Source organism: Rhizobium sp. 01T444, assembly GCF_056398305.1.
In genome coordinates this window covers 156,561-173,670 of record NZ_JBFTPD010000014.1, presented here as the reverse complement: position 1 = coordinate 173,670, position 17,110 = coordinate 156,561, and the positions used below count along the sequence as shown (strand labels likewise).

Annotated in this window: 16 protein-coding genes and 1 pseudogene; 9 read left to right on the top strand and 8 right to left on the bottom strand. The window is 60.5% G+C overall.

Features of this window, described 5'->3' with window-relative positions; translation table 11 throughout:
• Positions 1-620, top strand: a 620-nt coding sequence (locus tag AC1DTN_RS20040) for an aminoacyl--tRNA ligase-related protein (protein WP_477922270.1), incomplete at its 5' end; no start/stop codon positions are given.
• A gap of 95 nt (positions 621-715) precedes the next feature.
• On the opposite strand, the gene AC1DTN_RS20035 is transcribed toward AC1DTN_RS20040, so the two are convergent.
• Complete coding sequence (locus AC1DTN_RS20035) at positions 716-1,123, bottom strand: NUDIX hydrolase (RefSeq protein ID WP_477922268.1); 408 nt, start codon at positions 1,121-1,123, stop codon at positions 716-718.
• Positions 1,124-1,255: 132 nt separating this feature from the next.
• On the opposite strand from AC1DTN_RS20035, the gene AC1DTN_RS20030 reads away from it, so the two are divergent.
• Complete coding sequence (locus tag AC1DTN_RS20030) at positions 1,256-1,738, top strand: HIT family protein (protein WP_477922265.1); 483 nt, start codon at positions 1,256-1,258, stop codon at positions 1,736-1,738.
• Entirely contained in the window at positions 1,735-2,493 is a 759-nt protein-coding gene (locus AC1DTN_RS20025) for an NUDIX hydrolase (protein WP_477922264.1), read from the top strand. The genes AC1DTN_RS20030 and AC1DTN_RS20025 overlap by 4 nt, the downstream gene beginning before the upstream one ends.
• 49 nt (positions 2,494-2,542) lie before the next feature.
• Here AC1DTN_RS20025 and tyrS read toward each other — a convergent pair whose 3' ends face one another.
• The 3 genes from tyrS to AC1DTN_RS20010 all read right to left on the bottom strand — a co-directional run bounded on the left by tyrS (position 2,543) and on the right by AC1DTN_RS20010 (position 6,087).
• A complete protein-coding gene (tyrS, locus tag AC1DTN_RS20020) occupies positions 2,543-3,817 on the bottom strand; it encodes a tyrosine--tRNA ligase (protein WP_477922263.1) in 1,275 nt (424 codons plus the stop codon).
• 194 nt (positions 3,818-4,011) lie between these two features.
• Positions 4,012-4,488: an NUDIX hydrolase gene (locus AC1DTN_RS20015; RefSeq protein WP_477922262.1), complete on the bottom strand. Its 477-nt coding sequence runs from the start codon at positions 4,486-4,488 to the stop codon at positions 4,012-4,014.
• Positions 4,489-4,713: 225 nt separating this feature from the next.
• Positions 4,714-6,087 carry a class II 3-deoxy-7-phosphoheptulonate synthase gene (locus AC1DTN_RS20010; protein ID WP_439017210.1) on the bottom strand — a complete coding sequence of 458 codons (1,374 nt, stop codon included), beginning with the start codon at positions 6,085-6,087 and terminating at the stop codon, positions 4,714-4,716.
• A 255-nt stretch (positions 6,088-6,342) separates the two neighbouring features.
• Between AC1DTN_RS20010 and AC1DTN_RS20005 the strand changes: the two genes are divergently transcribed.
• On the top strand, positions 6,343-7,626 hold the full coding sequence (locus AC1DTN_RS20005) for a pilus assembly protein TadG-related protein (protein ID WP_477922260.1): 1,284 nt from the start codon (positions 6,343-6,345) through the stop codon (positions 7,624-7,626).
• A gap of 49 nt (positions 7,627-7,675) precedes the next feature.
• Here the strand turns inward: AC1DTN_RS20005 and gor are convergent, their stop codons facing one another.
• The 3 genes from gor to rpiA form a co-directional block, all read right to left on the bottom strand.
• Positions 7,676-9,061 carry a glutathione-disulfide reductase gene (gene gor / locus AC1DTN_RS20000; RefSeq protein ID WP_477922259.1) on the bottom strand — a complete coding sequence of 462 codons (1,386 nt, stop codon included), beginning with the start codon at positions 9,059-9,061 and terminating at the stop codon, positions 7,676-7,678.
• Between the two features lie 108 nt (positions 9,062-9,169).
• Positions 9,170-9,742 (bottom strand): DUF2059 domain-containing protein, encoded by a 573-nt coding sequence (locus tag AC1DTN_RS19995; RefSeq protein ID WP_113325576.1) that lies wholly within the window; start codon positions 9,740-9,742, stop codon positions 9,170-9,172.
• Positions 9,743-9,759: 17 nt separating this feature from the next.
• Positions 9,760-10,458, bottom strand: a complete 699-nt coding sequence (gene rpiA, locus AC1DTN_RS19990) for a ribose-5-phosphate isomerase RpiA (RefSeq protein WP_442205792.1) — start codon at positions 10,456-10,458, stop codon at positions 9,760-9,762.
• Here rpiA and AC1DTN_RS19985 point away from each other — a divergent pair.
• Together AC1DTN_RS19985 and AC1DTN_RS19980 are read left to right on the top strand one after the other, a co-directional pair.
• Positions 10,408-10,656: a hypothetical protein gene (locus AC1DTN_RS19985; protein ID WP_442205924.1), complete on the top strand. Its 249-nt coding sequence runs from the start codon at positions 10,408-10,410 to the stop codon at positions 10,654-10,656. The genes rpiA and AC1DTN_RS19985 overlap by 51 nt on opposite strands.
• Positions 10,653-11,390: an HAD family hydrolase gene (locus AC1DTN_RS19980; protein ID WP_477922258.1), complete on the top strand. Its 738-nt coding sequence runs from the start codon at positions 10,653-10,655 to the stop codon at positions 11,388-11,390. The genes AC1DTN_RS19985 and AC1DTN_RS19980 overlap by 4 nt, the downstream gene beginning before the upstream one ends.
• Before the next feature lie 130 nt (positions 11,391-11,520).
• On the opposite strand, the gene AC1DTN_RS19975 is transcribed toward AC1DTN_RS19980, so the two are convergent.
• On the bottom strand, positions 11,521-13,419 hold the full coding sequence (locus AC1DTN_RS19975) for a L,D-transpeptidase family protein (protein WP_477922257.1): 1,899 nt from the start codon (positions 13,417-13,419) through the stop codon (positions 11,521-11,523).
• 432 nt (positions 13,420-13,851) lie between these two features.
• Between AC1DTN_RS19975 and fumC the strand changes: the two genes are divergently transcribed.
• From fumC to AC1DTN_RS19960, 3 genes and pseudogenes are all read left to right on the top strand, one after another.
• Positions 13,852-15,243: a class II fumarate hydratase gene (gene fumC, locus AC1DTN_RS19970; RefSeq protein ID WP_439015144.1), complete on the top strand. Its 1,392-nt coding sequence runs from the start codon at positions 13,852-13,854 to the stop codon at positions 15,241-15,243.
• 616 nt (positions 15,244-15,859) lie between these two features.
• Positions 15,860-16,540, top strand: a complete 681-nt coding sequence (locus AC1DTN_RS19965; protein WP_477922255.1) for a cupin domain-containing protein — start codon at positions 15,860-15,862, stop codon at positions 16,538-16,540.
• Between the two features lie 371 nt (positions 16,541-16,911).
• Positions 16,912-17,037 (top strand): annotated as a pseudogene (locus tag AC1DTN_RS19960) (IS481 family transposase); the annotation flags it as partial.
• Positions 17,038-17,110 lie beyond the last annotated feature (73 nt).

The following is a 17,110-nucleotide window of genomic DNA, read 5'->3' as shown; positions in this document are numbered from 1 at the left end:
ATATCAGACGGGTCGAGGCGCCGGCGCTGACGCCGCGCGCCCTCATCTCGGATGCCTATAGCAATGCCGATATCTGGGTGCAGGAACAGCTTTCCGAAACCGATCCACCGCTCGTACTGCGGCCGGAAACGACGCCCTCTAGCTACGTCTACATGCAGCACATTCTCGGCAATCATTCCAGAACGCGCCTGCCTCTCTGCGTCTGGCAGGCCGGTCGATCCTACCGGCGCGAGCAGGAGCAGCCGACCAAGCACATGCGCCTGAAGGAATTCTGGCAGCTGGAATTCCAGTGCGCCTACACGGCCGACAGCGGCAACGATTACCACGCCGCTTCGCTGGAGCCCGTGCGCCGCATGATTGCCTCGCTCATTCCGCTGCCGACCCGCATCGTGCCCTCCGACCGCTTGCCTGCCTATTCGCAGACGACAGTCGATGTGGAAGTGGATAACGGCGACAAATGGATGGAAGTCTGCTCGATCTCCCGCCGCACGGATTTTCCCGAACGCTACAGGACGCAGCCGAAAAAGGGTCCGGCCGTCGAGCACGACGTTCTCGTCCTCGAAATCGCCATCGGCCTTGATCGCTGCGTCTACAACTGGAACGTGGCAACCAGTCTGTAAGGGAATGCGGGCCGGGGTCCATTAGGGGATCCGGCTCGCATTTTAAATATGGTTTTATTTATATGTATTGTCGCCCTAAACGACGGCTTCAGCTATCAACCCATGTCGCCAGGCAGAGACCGTCCCTGAAGCTCGCGGAAGATCGAACACCATTGCGGGTGCTCCATATCGTGAAGGACCTCGGCCTCACCAGGCGTGACCCATTGCATCGCCGTATGTTCATCACCAAGCAATACAGGCTCTTCGCCCTGCCATTCGCTCACCAGAAAGAGATGGTAGGTGGTACCGTGTTCGACATGCTTGGCGACCTTTCGAAACCGCAACGGGGTCAGGCCGATCTCCTCTTTTGCCTCGCGCACCATCGCCGCCTCGGGGCTTTCGCCGGTTTCAACATGGCCGCCGATCAGATCCCAGCAATCCGGAAAGCGCTCTTTGTGCCCTGCTCGCAGGACCATCAGAACCCGGCCGTCCCGCCAGAAGATGGCGCATGCAATATCAGTCAAAGACATTCCCTTCGATGCGTCCGCAATCTGTCTCGACAACAGGTGAAGTCACGTCCCCTTGCCTTGCCGAAGCTTGTCATCGTCGGCCACTGTGCGAATCCGCGCAGGCGCCACGCGATGGAGAAACAGTCCTTGGAAATTCCCGAACAGTTTCATGTATCCGAAACATCAGGCTGGCTGGTGAACCATCGCATCAATTCCGCCCTGCCCGGCTATCTCATGGTCAGCTCGCGAAGCTTCACCAACGACCTGTCGGAACTCTCGCCCGAAGCCCTCGCCGAACTCGGCCCGCTAATCGCAAGGGCGCAGACCGCTCTCGGCACGGTGCTCGGCGCAAAACGCGTCTACATTGGTCGCTATGGCCACGCGCCGGGCTACCCCATCCATTTCCATATCATCCCGATCTATCAATGGGTGGAAGACCTCTTCTGGCAGGACGAGCGCTATCGCCTGCTCCAGACCTTCGCCGAAGGCCCCGGCGAAACGCCGACCGATGGTGCCGAGCTGACCTTCTTCGTCTGGCGGGAATTCTGCGAGCGGGCCGATCCGCCGCCGATAAAGGGGCCATCCATTACCGAAACCATCGAATTGCTGAGAAAGATATTGCGCGCATGACATTTGCAGACCAGGCATTCACGATATCGGCCGATCATATCCATTGCCGCCTTGCCGGGAGCTTCCACCTCTCCGATCCGGTCGAGGCGCTGCGGAAGGCTGGCTGGGATCGCTTCCTCGCCAAACACCCAGCCGCCTTCGACGGACAGCTTCTGCGCATGGCAGAGCATCGCATCGAAGATAACAGGCTGACCATCACAGCGCAGAGCACTTGCTTTTCCGCCTATGTGGCGACCCGCCATGCCGGCTTTGCCGAGGAGCATCCGCAGGCCGAGCGCGCCGACCCGCTCGGGCTTACCGTCGTTCTTGTCACCGCAGACCAGCAGGTGATCGTCACCAGGCGAAGCCTCACTGCCGAGCAAAATCCCGGCGCTCTCTATCTGATCGGCGGCTACGCGGAGCCAGCGAAAGGTGAAGAGATCGATCTCTTCGACGAGGCGGCCCGTGAGCTTGCCGAGGAGGTTGCCGTTACCGATCTCGCGCGCTCCTCAGCCTTCGCCATCGGCCTCGCCTACGATCCGGTCTACTGCCATCCGGAGCTTTTCCTGATGGCATCAAGCCGCTCTACCGCCGCCGAAATCCTCGGCGGCGCCCGCCATGCGCCCGACCGTAACGAGGCAGCCGAACTCTTCGCATCACCGCTGAGTGACATCCTGAACAACGAGGATTTCATGCCCGGCTCTGCCAAAACGTGGAGCTTCCTCAAGGCCCAGGCTTTCCTGCAGCAGCATTTCCGCGCGCGCAATGCCCTGTAACATCGGGGAGCGGTCGCCTATGTGACATAGGCGCCCGCCCCCGATCGCATCACGGTTTCGGCCGCAACAGCACGTGCTTCTTCCGGCCGACCGACAAGCGGATGACGCCACCCTCCATATCCGCATAGCCGAGCCGCATGGTTTCATCGCTGACGCTGCGGCTATTGACCCGAACCCCGCCACCAAGGATCAGCCGGCGCGCCTCGCTTTTCGACTTAACAAGCCCGGCGGTCACAAGCGCGTCCGGCAGTGGCAGGCCTTCACGAAGCCCTTCGCCGGTCACCATGACAGTAGGCAGCCCCGCGGCAGCTTCGCCGTCTTCGAACATGCGGCGAGACGTTTCGGAGGCCTCTGCCGCGGCATCTACGCCATGGCAGAGCTGTGTCACCTCATCCGCCAGCACCTTCTTCGCCACGTTGATTTCGGAGCCGCTCAGCATTTCCAGCCGGGCGATCTCGTCAAGCGGCAACTCGGTGAAGAGCCGCATGAAGCGGCCGACATCAGCATCCTCGGTATTGCGCCAGAATTGCCAGAACTCATAAGGCGAAAGCCGGTCGGCATTCAGCCACACCGCGCCCGCAGCACTCTTGCCCATTTTCGCGCCCGAGGCGGTCGTCAAGAGCGGCGCCGTCAATCCGAACAGCGTTCGCCCGCCGGCCCGGCGCCCGAATTCCACGCCGCTGAGGATATTGCCCCATTGGTCCGAACCGCCGAGCTGCAGCAGGCAGGCATGCGTTTCGGCAAGCACACGAAAGTCATAGCCCTGCATGACCATGTAGTTGAATTCGAGCAGCGAGAGCGACTGCTCCCGCTCCAGCCGCTGGCGCACGCTTTCGGATGTCAGCATGCGGTTGACAGAAAAATGCGGGCCGACGTCGCGCAGGAAATCCAGGTATTTCAGATTGCCCAGCCAATCGGCATTGTTGACCATGAGCGCATCGGTCGGCCCGTCGCCGAAGGTGAGGAACCGTTCGAAGATGCGTCGGATGCCGGCAAGATTGCCGGCGATCTGCTCTTCGCTGAGCAAGGGGCGCGACGTATCGCGAAAGCTCGGATCGCCGAGCCGGGTCGTCGCCCCGCCCATCAGTGCGATCGGCCTGTTACCGGTCTTCTGAAACCAGCGCAGCATCATGATGGGGATGAGATGGCCGACATGCAGGCTGTCGGCCGTCAGATCGAAGCCGTTATAGGCTGTACCGCTCCCGGCACCGAGCCAGCTATCGAGCGCCTCGAGGTCGGTGCATTGCTGGATGAATCCGCGCTCCGAGAGAACACGCAGGAACTCCGACCGGGGTCTGGTGAATGGTTGGAAATTGAGGGTCACAAGGGTCTCCATGGGGGCCAATCAGGCCGGAGACCTTCTGCTGAAACACGCGCCGCCGACCGTGCGGCGTTTCGGGTGTCGTAGATGACCGTCGCCGCTCTATGGGAGCAGCGCGTAATACAGGCCGGAAAGGGTCGGTACACGGGTCATGCAGCCTGCATACAGGACCTGTGACCCGACCACAAGAGGGCTGATCAACGACGCACGGCACTAGGCAAGGCCGGCTGCGCGACGGCGGCCTCCATCAGATCGAGGATTCCGTCGGGAAAAATGATCTCGGTACTGCCGACCAGTTCCGCGGCCGACCACCAGTGATGATCGGCCATGACTTCCCGCTCCAAATCCGTCCAACCGCTGTCGGAGATCGCGCCGCGTTCGGCGCGCACGGCGAAGAACTGCTCCTCGGCCCACACTGTCTCGCCATCGGGCAGCCGCAGATCGAAGGACCGGCTGCCGATCGATGTTCCTACCTGCTCCGCATGAAGGCCTGTCTCTTCCCGCAGTTCGCGTAGAGCCGCCTCCTCAAACGTTTCCCCCTCCTCGAGCCCGCCGCCCGGTGTCGCCCAATATTGGCTGCCCGCAAGGGCGCCGGACCTGAAGACGAACTTGAACAGCAGGACGCAGTCGAACTGGTCGAGCAGAAGCAGCCGCGCAGACGGACGTGTTCGCATCAAACTTACCCTCTTGTGTCATCGCTCATCAGAATGGCAATGGAAGATAACTACAGCTTCCGGTTTAGAAAAACATCAAATAGTTCGCTTCGCCTTCCTCTTCGCAGTCGTCGTATTTCCGTGACAGGCACAGAGATGAGGGAGCGTGGACGAGCGCTTCTCCACAAACAAAAGGCCCGGCGCTGGGCCGGGCCTTTCAACTTAATTCGCTGCTCACTACTCGCCTTAAGCGTTGGCAGCCATCCGCTTCTCATCCCGGCCGCCTTTCATGCGCTCGGCCAGCAGGAATGCCAGCTCCAGTGCCTGGTCGGCGTTGAGGCGCGGGTCGCAATGGGTGTGGTAGCGGTCCTGCAGGTCCTCGGCCGTCACGGCGCGGGCGCCGCCGGTGCATTCGGTCACGTCCTTGCCGGTCATCTCGATGTGGATGCCGCCCGGATGCGTGCCTTCGGCGCGGTGGATCTGGAAGAAGCTTTCGACTTCCGAGAGGATGCGCTCGAAGGGGCGCGTCTTGTAGCTGTTGAGCGTGATCGTGTTGCCGTGCATCGGGTCGCAGGACCAGACGACCTTCTTGCCCTCACGTTCGACGGCACGAATGAGCTTCGGCAGGCTGTCGGCCACCTTATCGTGGCCGAAGCGGCAGATCAGCGTCAGGCGGCCGGCTTCGTTGGCAGGGTTCAGCGCGTCGATCAGTTCGATCAGGTTGTCTGGCTGCAGCGACGGGCCGCACTTGAGACCAACAGGGTTCTTGATGCCGCGGAAATATTCCACATGCGCATGGTCGAGCTGGCGTGTGCGGTCGCCGATCCAGATCATATGGCCTGACGTCGCGTACCAGTCGCCCGAGGTGGAGTCGACGCGGGTCAGCGCTTCTTCATAGCCAAGCAGCAGCGCTTCGTGGCTGGTGAAGAAATCCGTCTCGCGCAGGCTCGGATTGTTGTCCGGGGTGATGCCGATCGCCTTCATGAAATCCATGGTTTCGCTGATGCGGTCGGCAAGCTTGCGGTAGCGCTCGCCCTGCGGGCTGTCCTTGACGAAGCCGAGCATCCACTTGTGCACGTTGTCGAGATTGGCATAGCCGCCCATCGCGAAGGCGCGCAGCAGGTTCAGCGTCGCGGCCGACTGGCGGTAAGCGTCGAGCTGGCGCTCCGGGCTCGGGATACGGGATTCCGGCGTGAATTCGATGCCGTTGACGATATCGCCGCGGTAGCTCGGCAGCGACACGCCGTTCTGCGTTTCCATCGGTGCCGAGCGCGGCTTGGCGAACTGGCCGGCGATGCGGCCAACCTTCACGACGGGAAGCTGGGCGCCAAAAGTCAGCACGACGGCCATCTGCAGGAAGGCGCGGAAGAAGTCTCTGATATTGTCGGCGCCATGCTCCAGGAAGCTCTCGGCGCAGTCGCCACCCTGCAGCAGGAAGGCATTGCCTTCGGCCACATTGGCAAGCGCGCTCTTCAGGCGGCGGGCTTCCCCGGCAAAAACGAGCGGCGGATAGGTGGAAAGCACGGCTTCCGTCGCGGCCAGCGCAGCCGCGTCAGGATATTCCGGAACCTGCTGGATTGGCTTGCTCCGCCAGCTGCTCGGGGTCCAATTCTGTGCCATGTCACTCATCTGCTTCCCCATCCAGTTTGCCCCGGATGCCTGCCCGTTAAAGAATGCGGCGGCTTATAAACCTTTCGGCTCCCCTTGCCTAGCGCATTCGGCGCCCCGGGAGAGTTTCGATCGGCGGCTCGCAGCGTCACTCTGGCTGCGCCAATATGACATCGAAACTGGCGTTAAGACGATATATACCATGCTATTTTCCGGCTAATTTAGATTTCGAATGTACAGAATACCCTAATAAAATAGGGGTTCAGCATGGGTATCCTTTCGTCCGCTTTCCTTTCGGACCGGTCTGGCAATTTCGGCATCATGACGGCACTGCTGATGGTGCCGCTGGTCGGCTCTGCCGGTTTGGCGCTGGACTATGCCCATGCGCTGAGCCTGCGCACCCAGCTCTATGCCGCCGCTGATGCCGCAGCCGTCGGCGCCGTTTCCGAAAAATCGGATGCGGTGGCAGCCGCCATGACCATGAAGGGCAACGGCACCATCTCCGTTGCCAAGACGGATGCCCGCAGTATCTTCTTTTCACAGATGTCCGGTGAACTGACCTCGGTGCCTGTAGAGCTCAGCATCGATGTCACCAAGACGGCAAACAAGATCAATTCGTTCGTCTCCTTCAGCGCCTCCGTGCCCACCACCTTCATGCATGTCCTCGGCCAGGACTCAATCACGATATCGGGCACGGCGACGGCGGAATATCAGACCGCCTCCTTCATGGATTTCTACATCCTGCTCGATAATACGCCATCTATGGGTGTCGCCGCGACCCCGACCGATGTTTCCAAGCTGGAGGCCAAGACCGGCTGCGCCTTTGCCTGCCACCAGATGGACCAGGCCAGCAATAATTACACGATCGCCAAGAGCCTCGGCGTCGCCATGCGCATCGATGTGGTGCGCCAGGCAACCCAGGCGCTGACCGACACGGCCAAGACCGAGCGCGTCAGTGCCGATCAGTTCCGCATGGGCGTCTACACCTTCGGCACCAAGGCCGAGGATGCCAAGCTGACGACGATATCAGGCCTCACCTCGGATCTGACGCAGGTGAAGAACTATACGAACGCCGTCGACCTGATGACCATTCCCTATCAGAACTACAATCAGGACCAGCTCACCAGCTTCGACAGCGCCATGACGCAGATGAACACCATCATCGATCCGGCCGGCGACGGAACGTCGAACGTCAACCCGGAAAAGATCCTGTTCTTCGTGTCGGATGGCGTCGGCGACAGCTACAAGCCTTCGACCTGCACCAAGAAGACGACGGGTGGCCGCTGCCAGGAGCCCATCGATACGTCCTTCTGCAAGCCGCTGAAGGATCGCGGCGTCAAGATCGCCGTGCTCTATACGACCTACCTGCCGCTGCCGAGCAACGCCTGGTACAATACCTGGATCAAGCCCTTCCAGAACGAGATACCCACGCGCATGGCCGCCTGCGCCTCGCCCGGCCTCTATTTCGAGGTGTCGCCGACCGAAGGCATTGCCGATGCCATGAAGGCACTGTTCCTGAAGGTCATCCGCGCTCCGCGGCTAACCAGCTAACCACCCTTACCTGCCGCTCGTGCGGCAGGCATCATTTCATGAGAACAGATCAGACGCGCTGGCCGTCACGGATACGGTAGCTCGGCGCATACATGGTCACCAGCTCTTCGGCGGCCGTCGGATGCAGCGCCATGGTGCGGTCGAAATCATCCTTGGTGCAGCCGGCCTTCAGCGTGATGCCGAGGATCTGCGCCATCTCGCCGGCGTCGTGACCGAGGATATGGGCGCCGACAACCTTGCGGCTTGCGGCATCGACGATCAGCTTCATCATCATCTTTTCGGCCCGGCCCGAAAGTGTGGCCTTCAGCGGCCGGAACTGGGCGCGGTAGACTTCCAGCTCCTTGTAGCGCTTAGCCGCCTCTTCCTCGGAAAGGCCAACCGTGCCGATCTCCGGCTGCGAGAACACCGCCGTCGGGATCAGGTCGTAATCCGGCTTGGTCGGATTGTCCTTGTATTCCGTCTCGATGAAGCACATGGCCTCATGGATCGCCACCGGTGTCAGCTGCACCCGGTCGGTGACATCGCCAAGTGCATAGATACCGTCGACATTGGTACGCGAATAGTCGTCGACGATGATGGCGCCGCGCTCGTTCAGCGCAACACCCGCCTTTTCGAGCCCGAGCCCTTTCGTATTCGGATCACGGCCGAGCGCCAGCATGACGACACCGGCGTTGAGCGTGCCGTTCTTCAGCGTCTCGATGACGAGGCCGTCTTCGCCCTTCGTCACCTTCTGCATCACATCCTGGCAGAGGATGCGGATGCCCTTGGCAGCCATCGCCTCATGCAGCCCGCGCCGCAGGTCTTCGTCGAAGCGCGAAAGGATTTCGGTGCCGCGGTAGATCAGCGTCGTCTCGACGCCGAGTCCGTGGAAGATATTCGCAAATTCGACGGCGATGTAGCCGCCGCCGGCAATCAGGATCGATTTCGGCAGTTCTTCCAGATGGAAAGCCTCGTTGGAGGAAATGCAGAGCTCGTGGCCGGGCAGTGCCTCATGCGGGTTCGGCCTGCCGCCGGTCGCAATCACGATGGTCTTGGCGGTGACCGTTTCGCCTGTTTTCAGCAGCCTGATCGTATGCGCATCGACAAGTTCGGCGCGCGTCTCCAGGATTTCGGCATTGGCGCCGGCAAGTCCCTTCTTGTAGAGCCCTTCCAGCCGCGCGATCTCGCCATCCTTGGCGGCAATCAGCTTCTTCCAGTCGAACGAGCTTTCGCCGACCGTCCAGCCGAAGCCGGCTGCATCCTCGAAATGCTCGTGGAACTGCGAGGCGTAAACGAAGAGCTTCTTCGGCACGCAGCCGCGGATCACGCAGGTGCCGCCATAGCGGTATTCCTCGGCGATCGCCACCTTCTTGCCGAGCGAGGCCGCGACGCGCGCGCTGCGCACGCCACCAGAACCGCCGCCGATGACGAAGAGGTCGTAGTCGAAGGAAGGCATGATGATCTCCGGAGGGAATCGCTGGATGGGTGGTTCACATATAGGAGKGAGGATTAGAAAAACAAAAGCCCGGACGATGCCGGGCTTTTGCGAAAGGTGAAGGCGGCCTTACGGCTTGGCCGGTGCCGGTGCTGCGGTCGGAGCCGGCGTCGCCGGGCTGTCGGTCGGCGGCGGCGGAGCCTTGATGACCTTGGAGAGCTGGACATTGCTCTGCTTTTCGAGGTCGCGGGAAATGCCCTGCGCCCAGATGTCGGCAGCCTTGGCGGTTTCGCGCGAGGCAACCGGGCCGTCGCGCAGCAGCTTCTTGCCGACGTCGGAATTGTAGAAGTCGGCAATCGCCTTAAGCTCTTCGACCGAGAAGGCCTTGGCATAGGTCAGAGCCGCTTCCTTTTCGAGGTCGGCACGGCGCGGTGCCAGAGCCAGTGCCTGCGCATCGACGGTCGCGGAGATGACATCCTGATAGTTCGGCGAATCCTGGATGAGGCCAGCCTTCAGACGCTCGGCCAGACCCGGCAGGATGTTGTCATACTGGGTGGTTGCGCCGATGGCGTCCATGGCTGCGCGGGCAGCCTTCAGCTGCTCTTCGGACACTTCCTGCGCTCTTGCGGCAGAGCCAAAGGCAAGCCCGGAAAGAACGATGGTCGCAGCGGCAAGACGGCCAAGACCTGCAATGTTCATCATGAGTTTCTATGCTCCTGTTATCTGTTTGCCTGCAGCGTGCGGGCGCCTGCAGGACCGGCAATGATCGCAAGCGCCGCCATGTTGATGAAAAGCCCGTGCTCCACGACACCGGGTATGGAATTCAGTTCCCTCGAAAGCGCCTCTGCATCAGGAATGCGGCCAAAAGATGCATCGATGATGTGATGTCCGCCATCAGTCATAAACTCTCCGTCACCGGACTGACGTAACGTCAGTTCGCCGGAGAGACCAAGGCGTGAGGCGGTCCTTTCGATCGCGATGCGCGTCGAAACGAGGCCGAAGGGATTGACCTCGATCGGCAATGCGAAAGCGCCGAGCGTCTGCACCAGCTTGCTTTCGTCGGCAATGACGATCATCCGAGTCGAGGCTGCAGCGACGATCTTTTCGCGCAACAGCGCACCGCCGCCACCCTTGATGAGCCGCAAGTCTGCATCGACCTCGTCAGCGCCGTCGATGGTGAGATCCAGTTGTGGCAGCTCATCCAGCGATTTCAGGGGAACGCCGAGTTCGACGCAGAGCCGCGCGGTGCGCTCGGACGTCGGAACGCCTTCGACCTTGAAACCGGCTGCAACCTTTTCAGCGAGCACGCGAACGAATTCCTCCGCCGTGCTTCCGGTCCCGATTCCAAGACGCATGCCGTACTCAACATGGACAAGCGCGGCCTCAGCGGCCTTGATCTTCATTTCGCGGGCATCCATGCGCCGCCAGCTCCTGATATTGCGTTGGATGTGCTGTTTACACGGCTCGTATTGCAAACGAAAGCCAAAATCATCGTCCTGCGATTGAAAGCCACGCGTTTCGGCTGCGAGTTTTCTATCAGCCGTCCTGGCGTTGCTTTTCGCCTGTTCATCGCCTACTCCCGGATGATCCTACCCTGCAAAGAGGCATCACTTTGACCCCCGCTCCCGAAAATGCCCGCCAAGCTCTTCCCCAGAATAGGGCCCTTGTTATCTTCGATCTCGACGGTACGCTGCTCGACACCCATGTCGATCTGGTCGAAAGCCTGAACTACACGATCGCAGCGCTCAATCTTGAGCCCGTCACCTATGACGACCTGACGCATCTGGTCGGCCAGGGCGCCCGTGTGATGATCGAGCGCGCCTGCAAGCTGCAGGGCCGCCCGATCTCGCAGGAAGAGCTGCCGGCACTGGTGGAGCGTTTCGTGGCCCATTATAGTGCAAACATGCCGGGCCATACCGAGCCCTACCCCGGTGTCGTCGCCGCGATGGATAGCCTGAAGGCATCGGGCTATGCGCTCGCCGTCTGCACCAACAAGATGGAAGGGCTCGCGACCGTACTCCTGGAGAAGCTCGGGCTGACGCATTATTTCGACGCGATCACCGGCGGTGATACGTTCGAATACCGCAAGCCCGACGCGCGGCATCTGACCGGCACGATTGAACGCGCCGGCGGCGATGTTGCCCGCGCCGTGATGATCGGTGACAGTGTCAATGATATTGCGGTGGCGAAGAATGCCGGTGTGCCGGCGATCGCCGTACCCTTCGGCTATTCGGATGTGCCGGTGTCAGCTCTCGATCCTGACGTGATCATCACGCATTTCGATGAACTGACGCCGGAACTGGTGGAGAGTCTGCTGAACGGTTCTGCGGCGAAGGTTGCTATTGTCTGAGGGTTGGCGATCGGGTTGATGCATCTGCAGTCACGACCCCTCTCCTCAATATTTCCCGTAGGCAAACACCCAAAAACAAAACGGGCGACCCAAAGACCGCCCGTTCAATTTACCCATCAAACGCTTGGCGTCAGATCTGCGCCTCACGCGACTTCGTCGTCACGTCGAACGCCTTGTCGACATAGGCATCGCGACCATAGACGTCGTCGAAATATTCGATCACGCCGTCCTTGTTCGGCCAGGCGGTGAAATAGGATACATAGACCGGGATCTTCTGCGGCACCTTCACGGCATGGTTCTGGCCGGTAGCAATTTGCTTCGCCACATCATCGACGGTCGTGCCGAGAACGGCGGCCGCCATGGCGCGCGGGTCTGCCAGGCGCACGCAGCCGTGGCTCAGCGCACGCATGTCACGCTTGAAGAAGCTCTTCGAGGGCGTGTCGTGCATGTAGATGGCATGGCTGTTCGGGAACAGGATCTTCAGTTCACCCAGCGCATTGTCGCTGCTCGGCGGCTGGCGGACCGAGATGTTCTGCGTCGAGCCATACCAATCGACGCTGGAAGACGGAACGGCACGGCCGCCGACTTCGACCTCGTAGCCCATCTGGTCCAGATAGTTCGGGTCGGAGCGCAGCTTCGGCAGCATCTCGTTGATGATGATCGACTGCGGCACGCCCCAGAACGGGTTGAACTCGACCKTCTCGATTTCGTCGTCGAAGAAATAGGTCTGGTTGTTCTTGCCGCCGACGACCGTGCGCATCGCAAGCTGCTGCTTGGAGTCGTTATAGTAGTAGGCCATGAAGGCCGGCTGGTTGATCATCACATAGCGCGGGCCGAGATCATCAGGCAACCAGCGCGCCTGCTCCATGGCAACGACGAGCTTGTCGATCTTGGAGCCGTTGCTGTCGCCGCCGGTCATGGTGCGCACGGTCGCCTGGCCGATGACACCATCAGGCTTCAGGCCATGTTCCTTCTGGAAGTCCTCGACCAGTGACACGATCTCGGGCGAATAATCGCTGCTGCCGGTATAGGCCGAGAAGGTGGCAGCATGTGCTGTCTTCAGCTCTTCCGAACCATTCTTCTGGATCGCCTTGACGATGTTGGCGACTTCCGGCGAGCTGTCGCCCGGGCGCAGCAGGGAAGTGAGCGAAATGGTGATCGGCGCTTCATTGCCACCGTCGACGGCGCGCAGCTTGGCAAGCTCGGCCTTCAGCGCCAGGAACTGCGTGCTGTCGGGGTTGCGGCTGTTGAGATAGGCGGCGACGTCAGGGCTCATGCGGGAGAGCTTCAGCACCGGATCGAGCTTGACGACCTTGCGCTGGAAATCATGGTAGCCGGAGAGCTTGTTGGGGTCGACGCGGCCGCGCGTCGTGTCCTGCACATAGGCAAGAACCTTGGAGGAAAGCGCCAGTTCGAACTGCGTCAGCGCCCGGTCGCGGACATCGGGATCCGGATTGGCCGGATCGATGGTCGGTTCGGACACGGCATAATCGGCCGGTTCGAGGCCGACGCTTGCAGCATCGGCGAGCACGCTGAGGGCCGCCTTGYCGTGATCATTAATGCCATCGTTGGAAACCCAGACCAGCGGGTTCTTGCCGTCACCGTAATAGGCCTGCAGGGCCTTGGCGACATCGGCATTGGCGCGAACCTTGGCTTCCGTCAGGAAGTGGCGCTGTGGAGCACCGTCGGTCGTGGCCGCGCCCGAGACGTCGGCGACCGCGCCGGTGACAACAGGATCGGCAAACTTCGTCGTATCGACGAACTGCAGCGTTTCAGCCTTGTAGGTGTAGTAGCGCGGGCTGGAAACCTTCGGCATCGCGGCTTCCGGATCGATATCGCCGCCAAGGCCGTTACGATTGCCGGGATTGCCGCGAACCGGAGCCGAAGGGTCCATGATGATTGTGCTCTGGCCGCTTCTTGCCCGGTCGCCGCGCAGCATGTCCATCAGCGTATAGGCATGCGCAGGAACCGCGCCCATCACGCAGGAAAGTGCCAATGCGGAAACCGCGCTTTTCAAAACGAATTTCATCTTGTTTTCCAGTCCCAGTACCATGCTGTTGTCGAGCAAAAAGGCTCTGATCAATTCTTCCAGAATTTCCCCGGCAGCTGCGGCCCATTCATCAGAAATCGGACTGTGCCGCCAGCGCTTTCAGGCTCAACTTTGTGTGACGGGGTCGAACGCAAGCGCCGTGCGCCAGTTCACACAAAATTATGAAATTATTAGTTAATTTTTTACCGAATTTTCCACCGCGAGAAAGGGCACTTTCTGCCACTCCTTGCATTAATTTCCCGGCGTGGCCGAAAAAACACGGCCATACAGCGCCTGAATGGCGATGCAAAACATGAGATCCGTCTTCAATATTTCGCATAAGCTCCGGTTTTCTTGAAAAGCTTTCCACCCTATAAGTCCCTCATCTTCAAAGACTGCTCTTAACAGCATGTGACAGGAAGGCACGAAGCCATGAGTTCCACCCGCACCGAAACCGATACATTTGGCCCGATCGAAGTCGCCAGCGACCGTTACTGGGGCGCGCAGGCGCAGCGTTCGCTCGGCAATTTCAAGATCGGCTGGGAAAAGCAGCCGCTCTCGATCGTGCGGGCGCTCGGCATCGTCAAGCAGGCGGCGGCGCGTGCCAACATGGCGCTCGGCCAGCTCGATTCCAACATCGGCAAGTCCATCGTGGATGCCGCCCAGGAAGTGATCGACGGCAAGCTGAACGACCATTTCCCGCTGGTCGTCTGGCAGACCGGTTCCGGCACGCAATCCAACATGAACGCCAATGAGGTGATCTCCAATCGTGCCATAGAAATGCTCGGCGGGGTCATGGGTTCCAAGAAGCCGGTGCACCCGAACGATCACGTTAATATGAGCCAGTCGTCGAACGATACCTACCCGACGGCCATGCACATCGCTTGCGCCGAACAGATCGCCCATCACCTGCTGCCTTCGCTGAAGCACCTGCATGCCGCCCTCGACATGAAGGTTACGGAATTCAGCCACATCATCAAAATCGGGCGCACGCATACGCAGGATGCGACGCCGCTGACGCTGGGCCAGGAATTTTCCGGTTATGCCGCGCAGGTGGGCTCCGCCATCAAGCGTATCGAAATGACCCTGCCCGGCCTTTGCGAACTCGCCCAGGGCGGCACCGCCGTCGGCACCGGTCTCAACGCGCCGGTCGGTTTTGCCGAAAAGGTCGCCGAAGAGATCGCCGCCATCACCCACATGCCCTTCGTGACGGCGCCGAACAAGTTCGAGGCGCTCGCCTCGCATGATTCGATGGTCTTCGCCCATGGCGCGATCAACGCGGCAGCGGCTGCCCTCTTCAAGATCGCCAACGACATCCGCCTTCTCGGCTCCGGCCCGCGCGCCGGCCTCGGCGAACTGGCGCTGCCTGAAAACGAGCCCGGCTCCTCGATCATGCCCGGCAAGGTGAACCCCACCCAGTGCGAGGCGCTCACACAAGTCTGCATCCATGTCTTCGGCAACCACGCGGCCCTCACCTTTGCCGACAGCCAGGGCCATTTCGAGCTCAACGTCTACAATCCGATGATGGCCTATAACTTCCTGCAGTCGGTGCAGCTTCTCGGCGATGCAGCCGTCTCCTTCACCGACAATTGCGTCGTCGGCATCGAGGCCCGCGAAGACAATATCAAGGCCGGCCTCGAACGCTCGCTGATGCTGGTGACCGCCCTTGCCCCCAAGATCGGCTACGATGCCGCCGCCAAGATCGCCAAGACGGCACACAAGAATGGTACGACGCTGAAGGAAGAGGCGCTAGCGAGTGGGCTGGTGACATCGGAGGAATATGACGCGATCGTGCGCCCGGAGACGATGATCAGCCCGATGTGAGCCGATCGCCGATAATATAGTGAAAGGGCCGGCTCTGCCCCAGCCCCTGACCTAAATGTGGAATCGCTCAAGCTTTACAGATCTCACATTTTTGAACCACGACCTCTTTTGGTCCCGAAGCCTCCCCACATCCCACGATCCGGAAGGACCGCAATGGGTGGAACCATGCCATCCAACCAACCACCTCGTAACGTCGGGACTGCATGCACGGGCCGCCCACTCGGCTCCAATGCCACGCATTCGGGCAGGCGGAGCGGCGTCGCGATCCATTTCATGGCTTCAGGCGCAGAGCGGAGAACCGGCCATGCGCATAGATTTCGATCACACGCCTCCCACCATCCGATCATTTCTCAAATCTGCCGAAATTTTGCGAACGGAACCGTTCTGGACATGATCCCTCAGCCTCCAAACTGTGGTAGAATGACCGATCAGAAATGCAATCGAAGGGGGAAGCCGCATGGATATGCGGGCGGGTTAGGTGTTTGCCATCAACGGCGCGATTGCCGCTCGTCACTTCTCCACGACATTCGAGCAACGATATTTGCGCTTCTTGCGGCCATCGCCATGCCTTGACAGTGAGAGACTGGAGGGCGGCGCATCGCCTACGGTCGCCTGATTGCACGACATCGCACTCACCGTCGAGCGGCCCGCCAACGAAGCATCAGTAGGAGGACCAACCATGAAGCTGCGATCCCTCAGCGTACGCCATATCGGCGCGCTTATGATTTCCCTATCTGCTTTCGGGCTGATGACTTCAGCCACATTGTCCGAAGAAAACAAGTTCTTCATCAAGCCGGTGGCTGAGAAGAAGGTCACAGAGCTGCCGTCTGGGCCATTGTACTGGCGGCTGGAGAATTTCCCGACGCTGAAGGATGCCCAGGGCGCGGCGGGTCCGACCTCGCTTGCGGCGGAAGTTGCGGACAAGATCTGGCTGTTCACGCTCGGACCGAAGAATGGATCCACAACAGGCGGAACCAAGGTCGTCGAGATCGGCCCCCTTCCGCCGATCAGCGCGAGCGAGTATTTGCTGCGCGTCAATCGCGCTGGCGGAGCGCCCGGCACTAAGACGCCAATCCATACGCATCCGGGATCCGAGGCATTCTATGTGCTGACTGGCAAGCTCGGTCAGAAAACGCCCCACGGCGTGACCTACACTGAAGCCGGCATGACCATGACCGGACACGGGGCCGATACGCCGATGGAGGTGTTCAACGCCGGCACAACCGATCTCGATGAGCTGGCCATCTTCGTGGTGGACGCCAATCGGCCGTTTTCCTCGCCGGCCAGCCTCGACTGAGCGACGTGACGATGGCCAAGGCAGGTAGTTTTCCCCAGGCTGTAGCAATCGTCCGTGAGGCTCATTGAATAGCCATCCTGACGTTGCATCTCGCATCGCATGTAGGCTGCCTGGTCACCGTCGAGCGGCGACATTCAGAGACCCCAGTCGGGCCACCCGCAAGCTCACAAAGCTATGGCGGCCCGATCAAGCAGCATCGGTCACTGGCCATGCGGCGCTGGCAGATCAGACCGCCGGGGTATGCGGGCGGCGGGATTGCTTGAAGCCGGCCAAGGCAGCATATCAAGGACATACCAAGGCGAACTTGCAATCCAATGTCCTATACGAGTCCGAGAGCGGATACTGGCTGTTTGTGGGATAGCTTCTGCTTCTGGCGCGTGCCTAATGCCTTCAGAACCGAATATCTCGCCATCCGACCACTCCAGCAGGACGGCCTCTACGGCGTCTTCTTCGGTGCAACTCAGGTCGCAGAAATCGACCTTAAAAGCCCCGACTGACTGTCAGGCTGTCTCCGAACATCCGTCAGGTATGTCTGCGGGCTTTACAACAAGGCCGAGGATGACGCCGCGT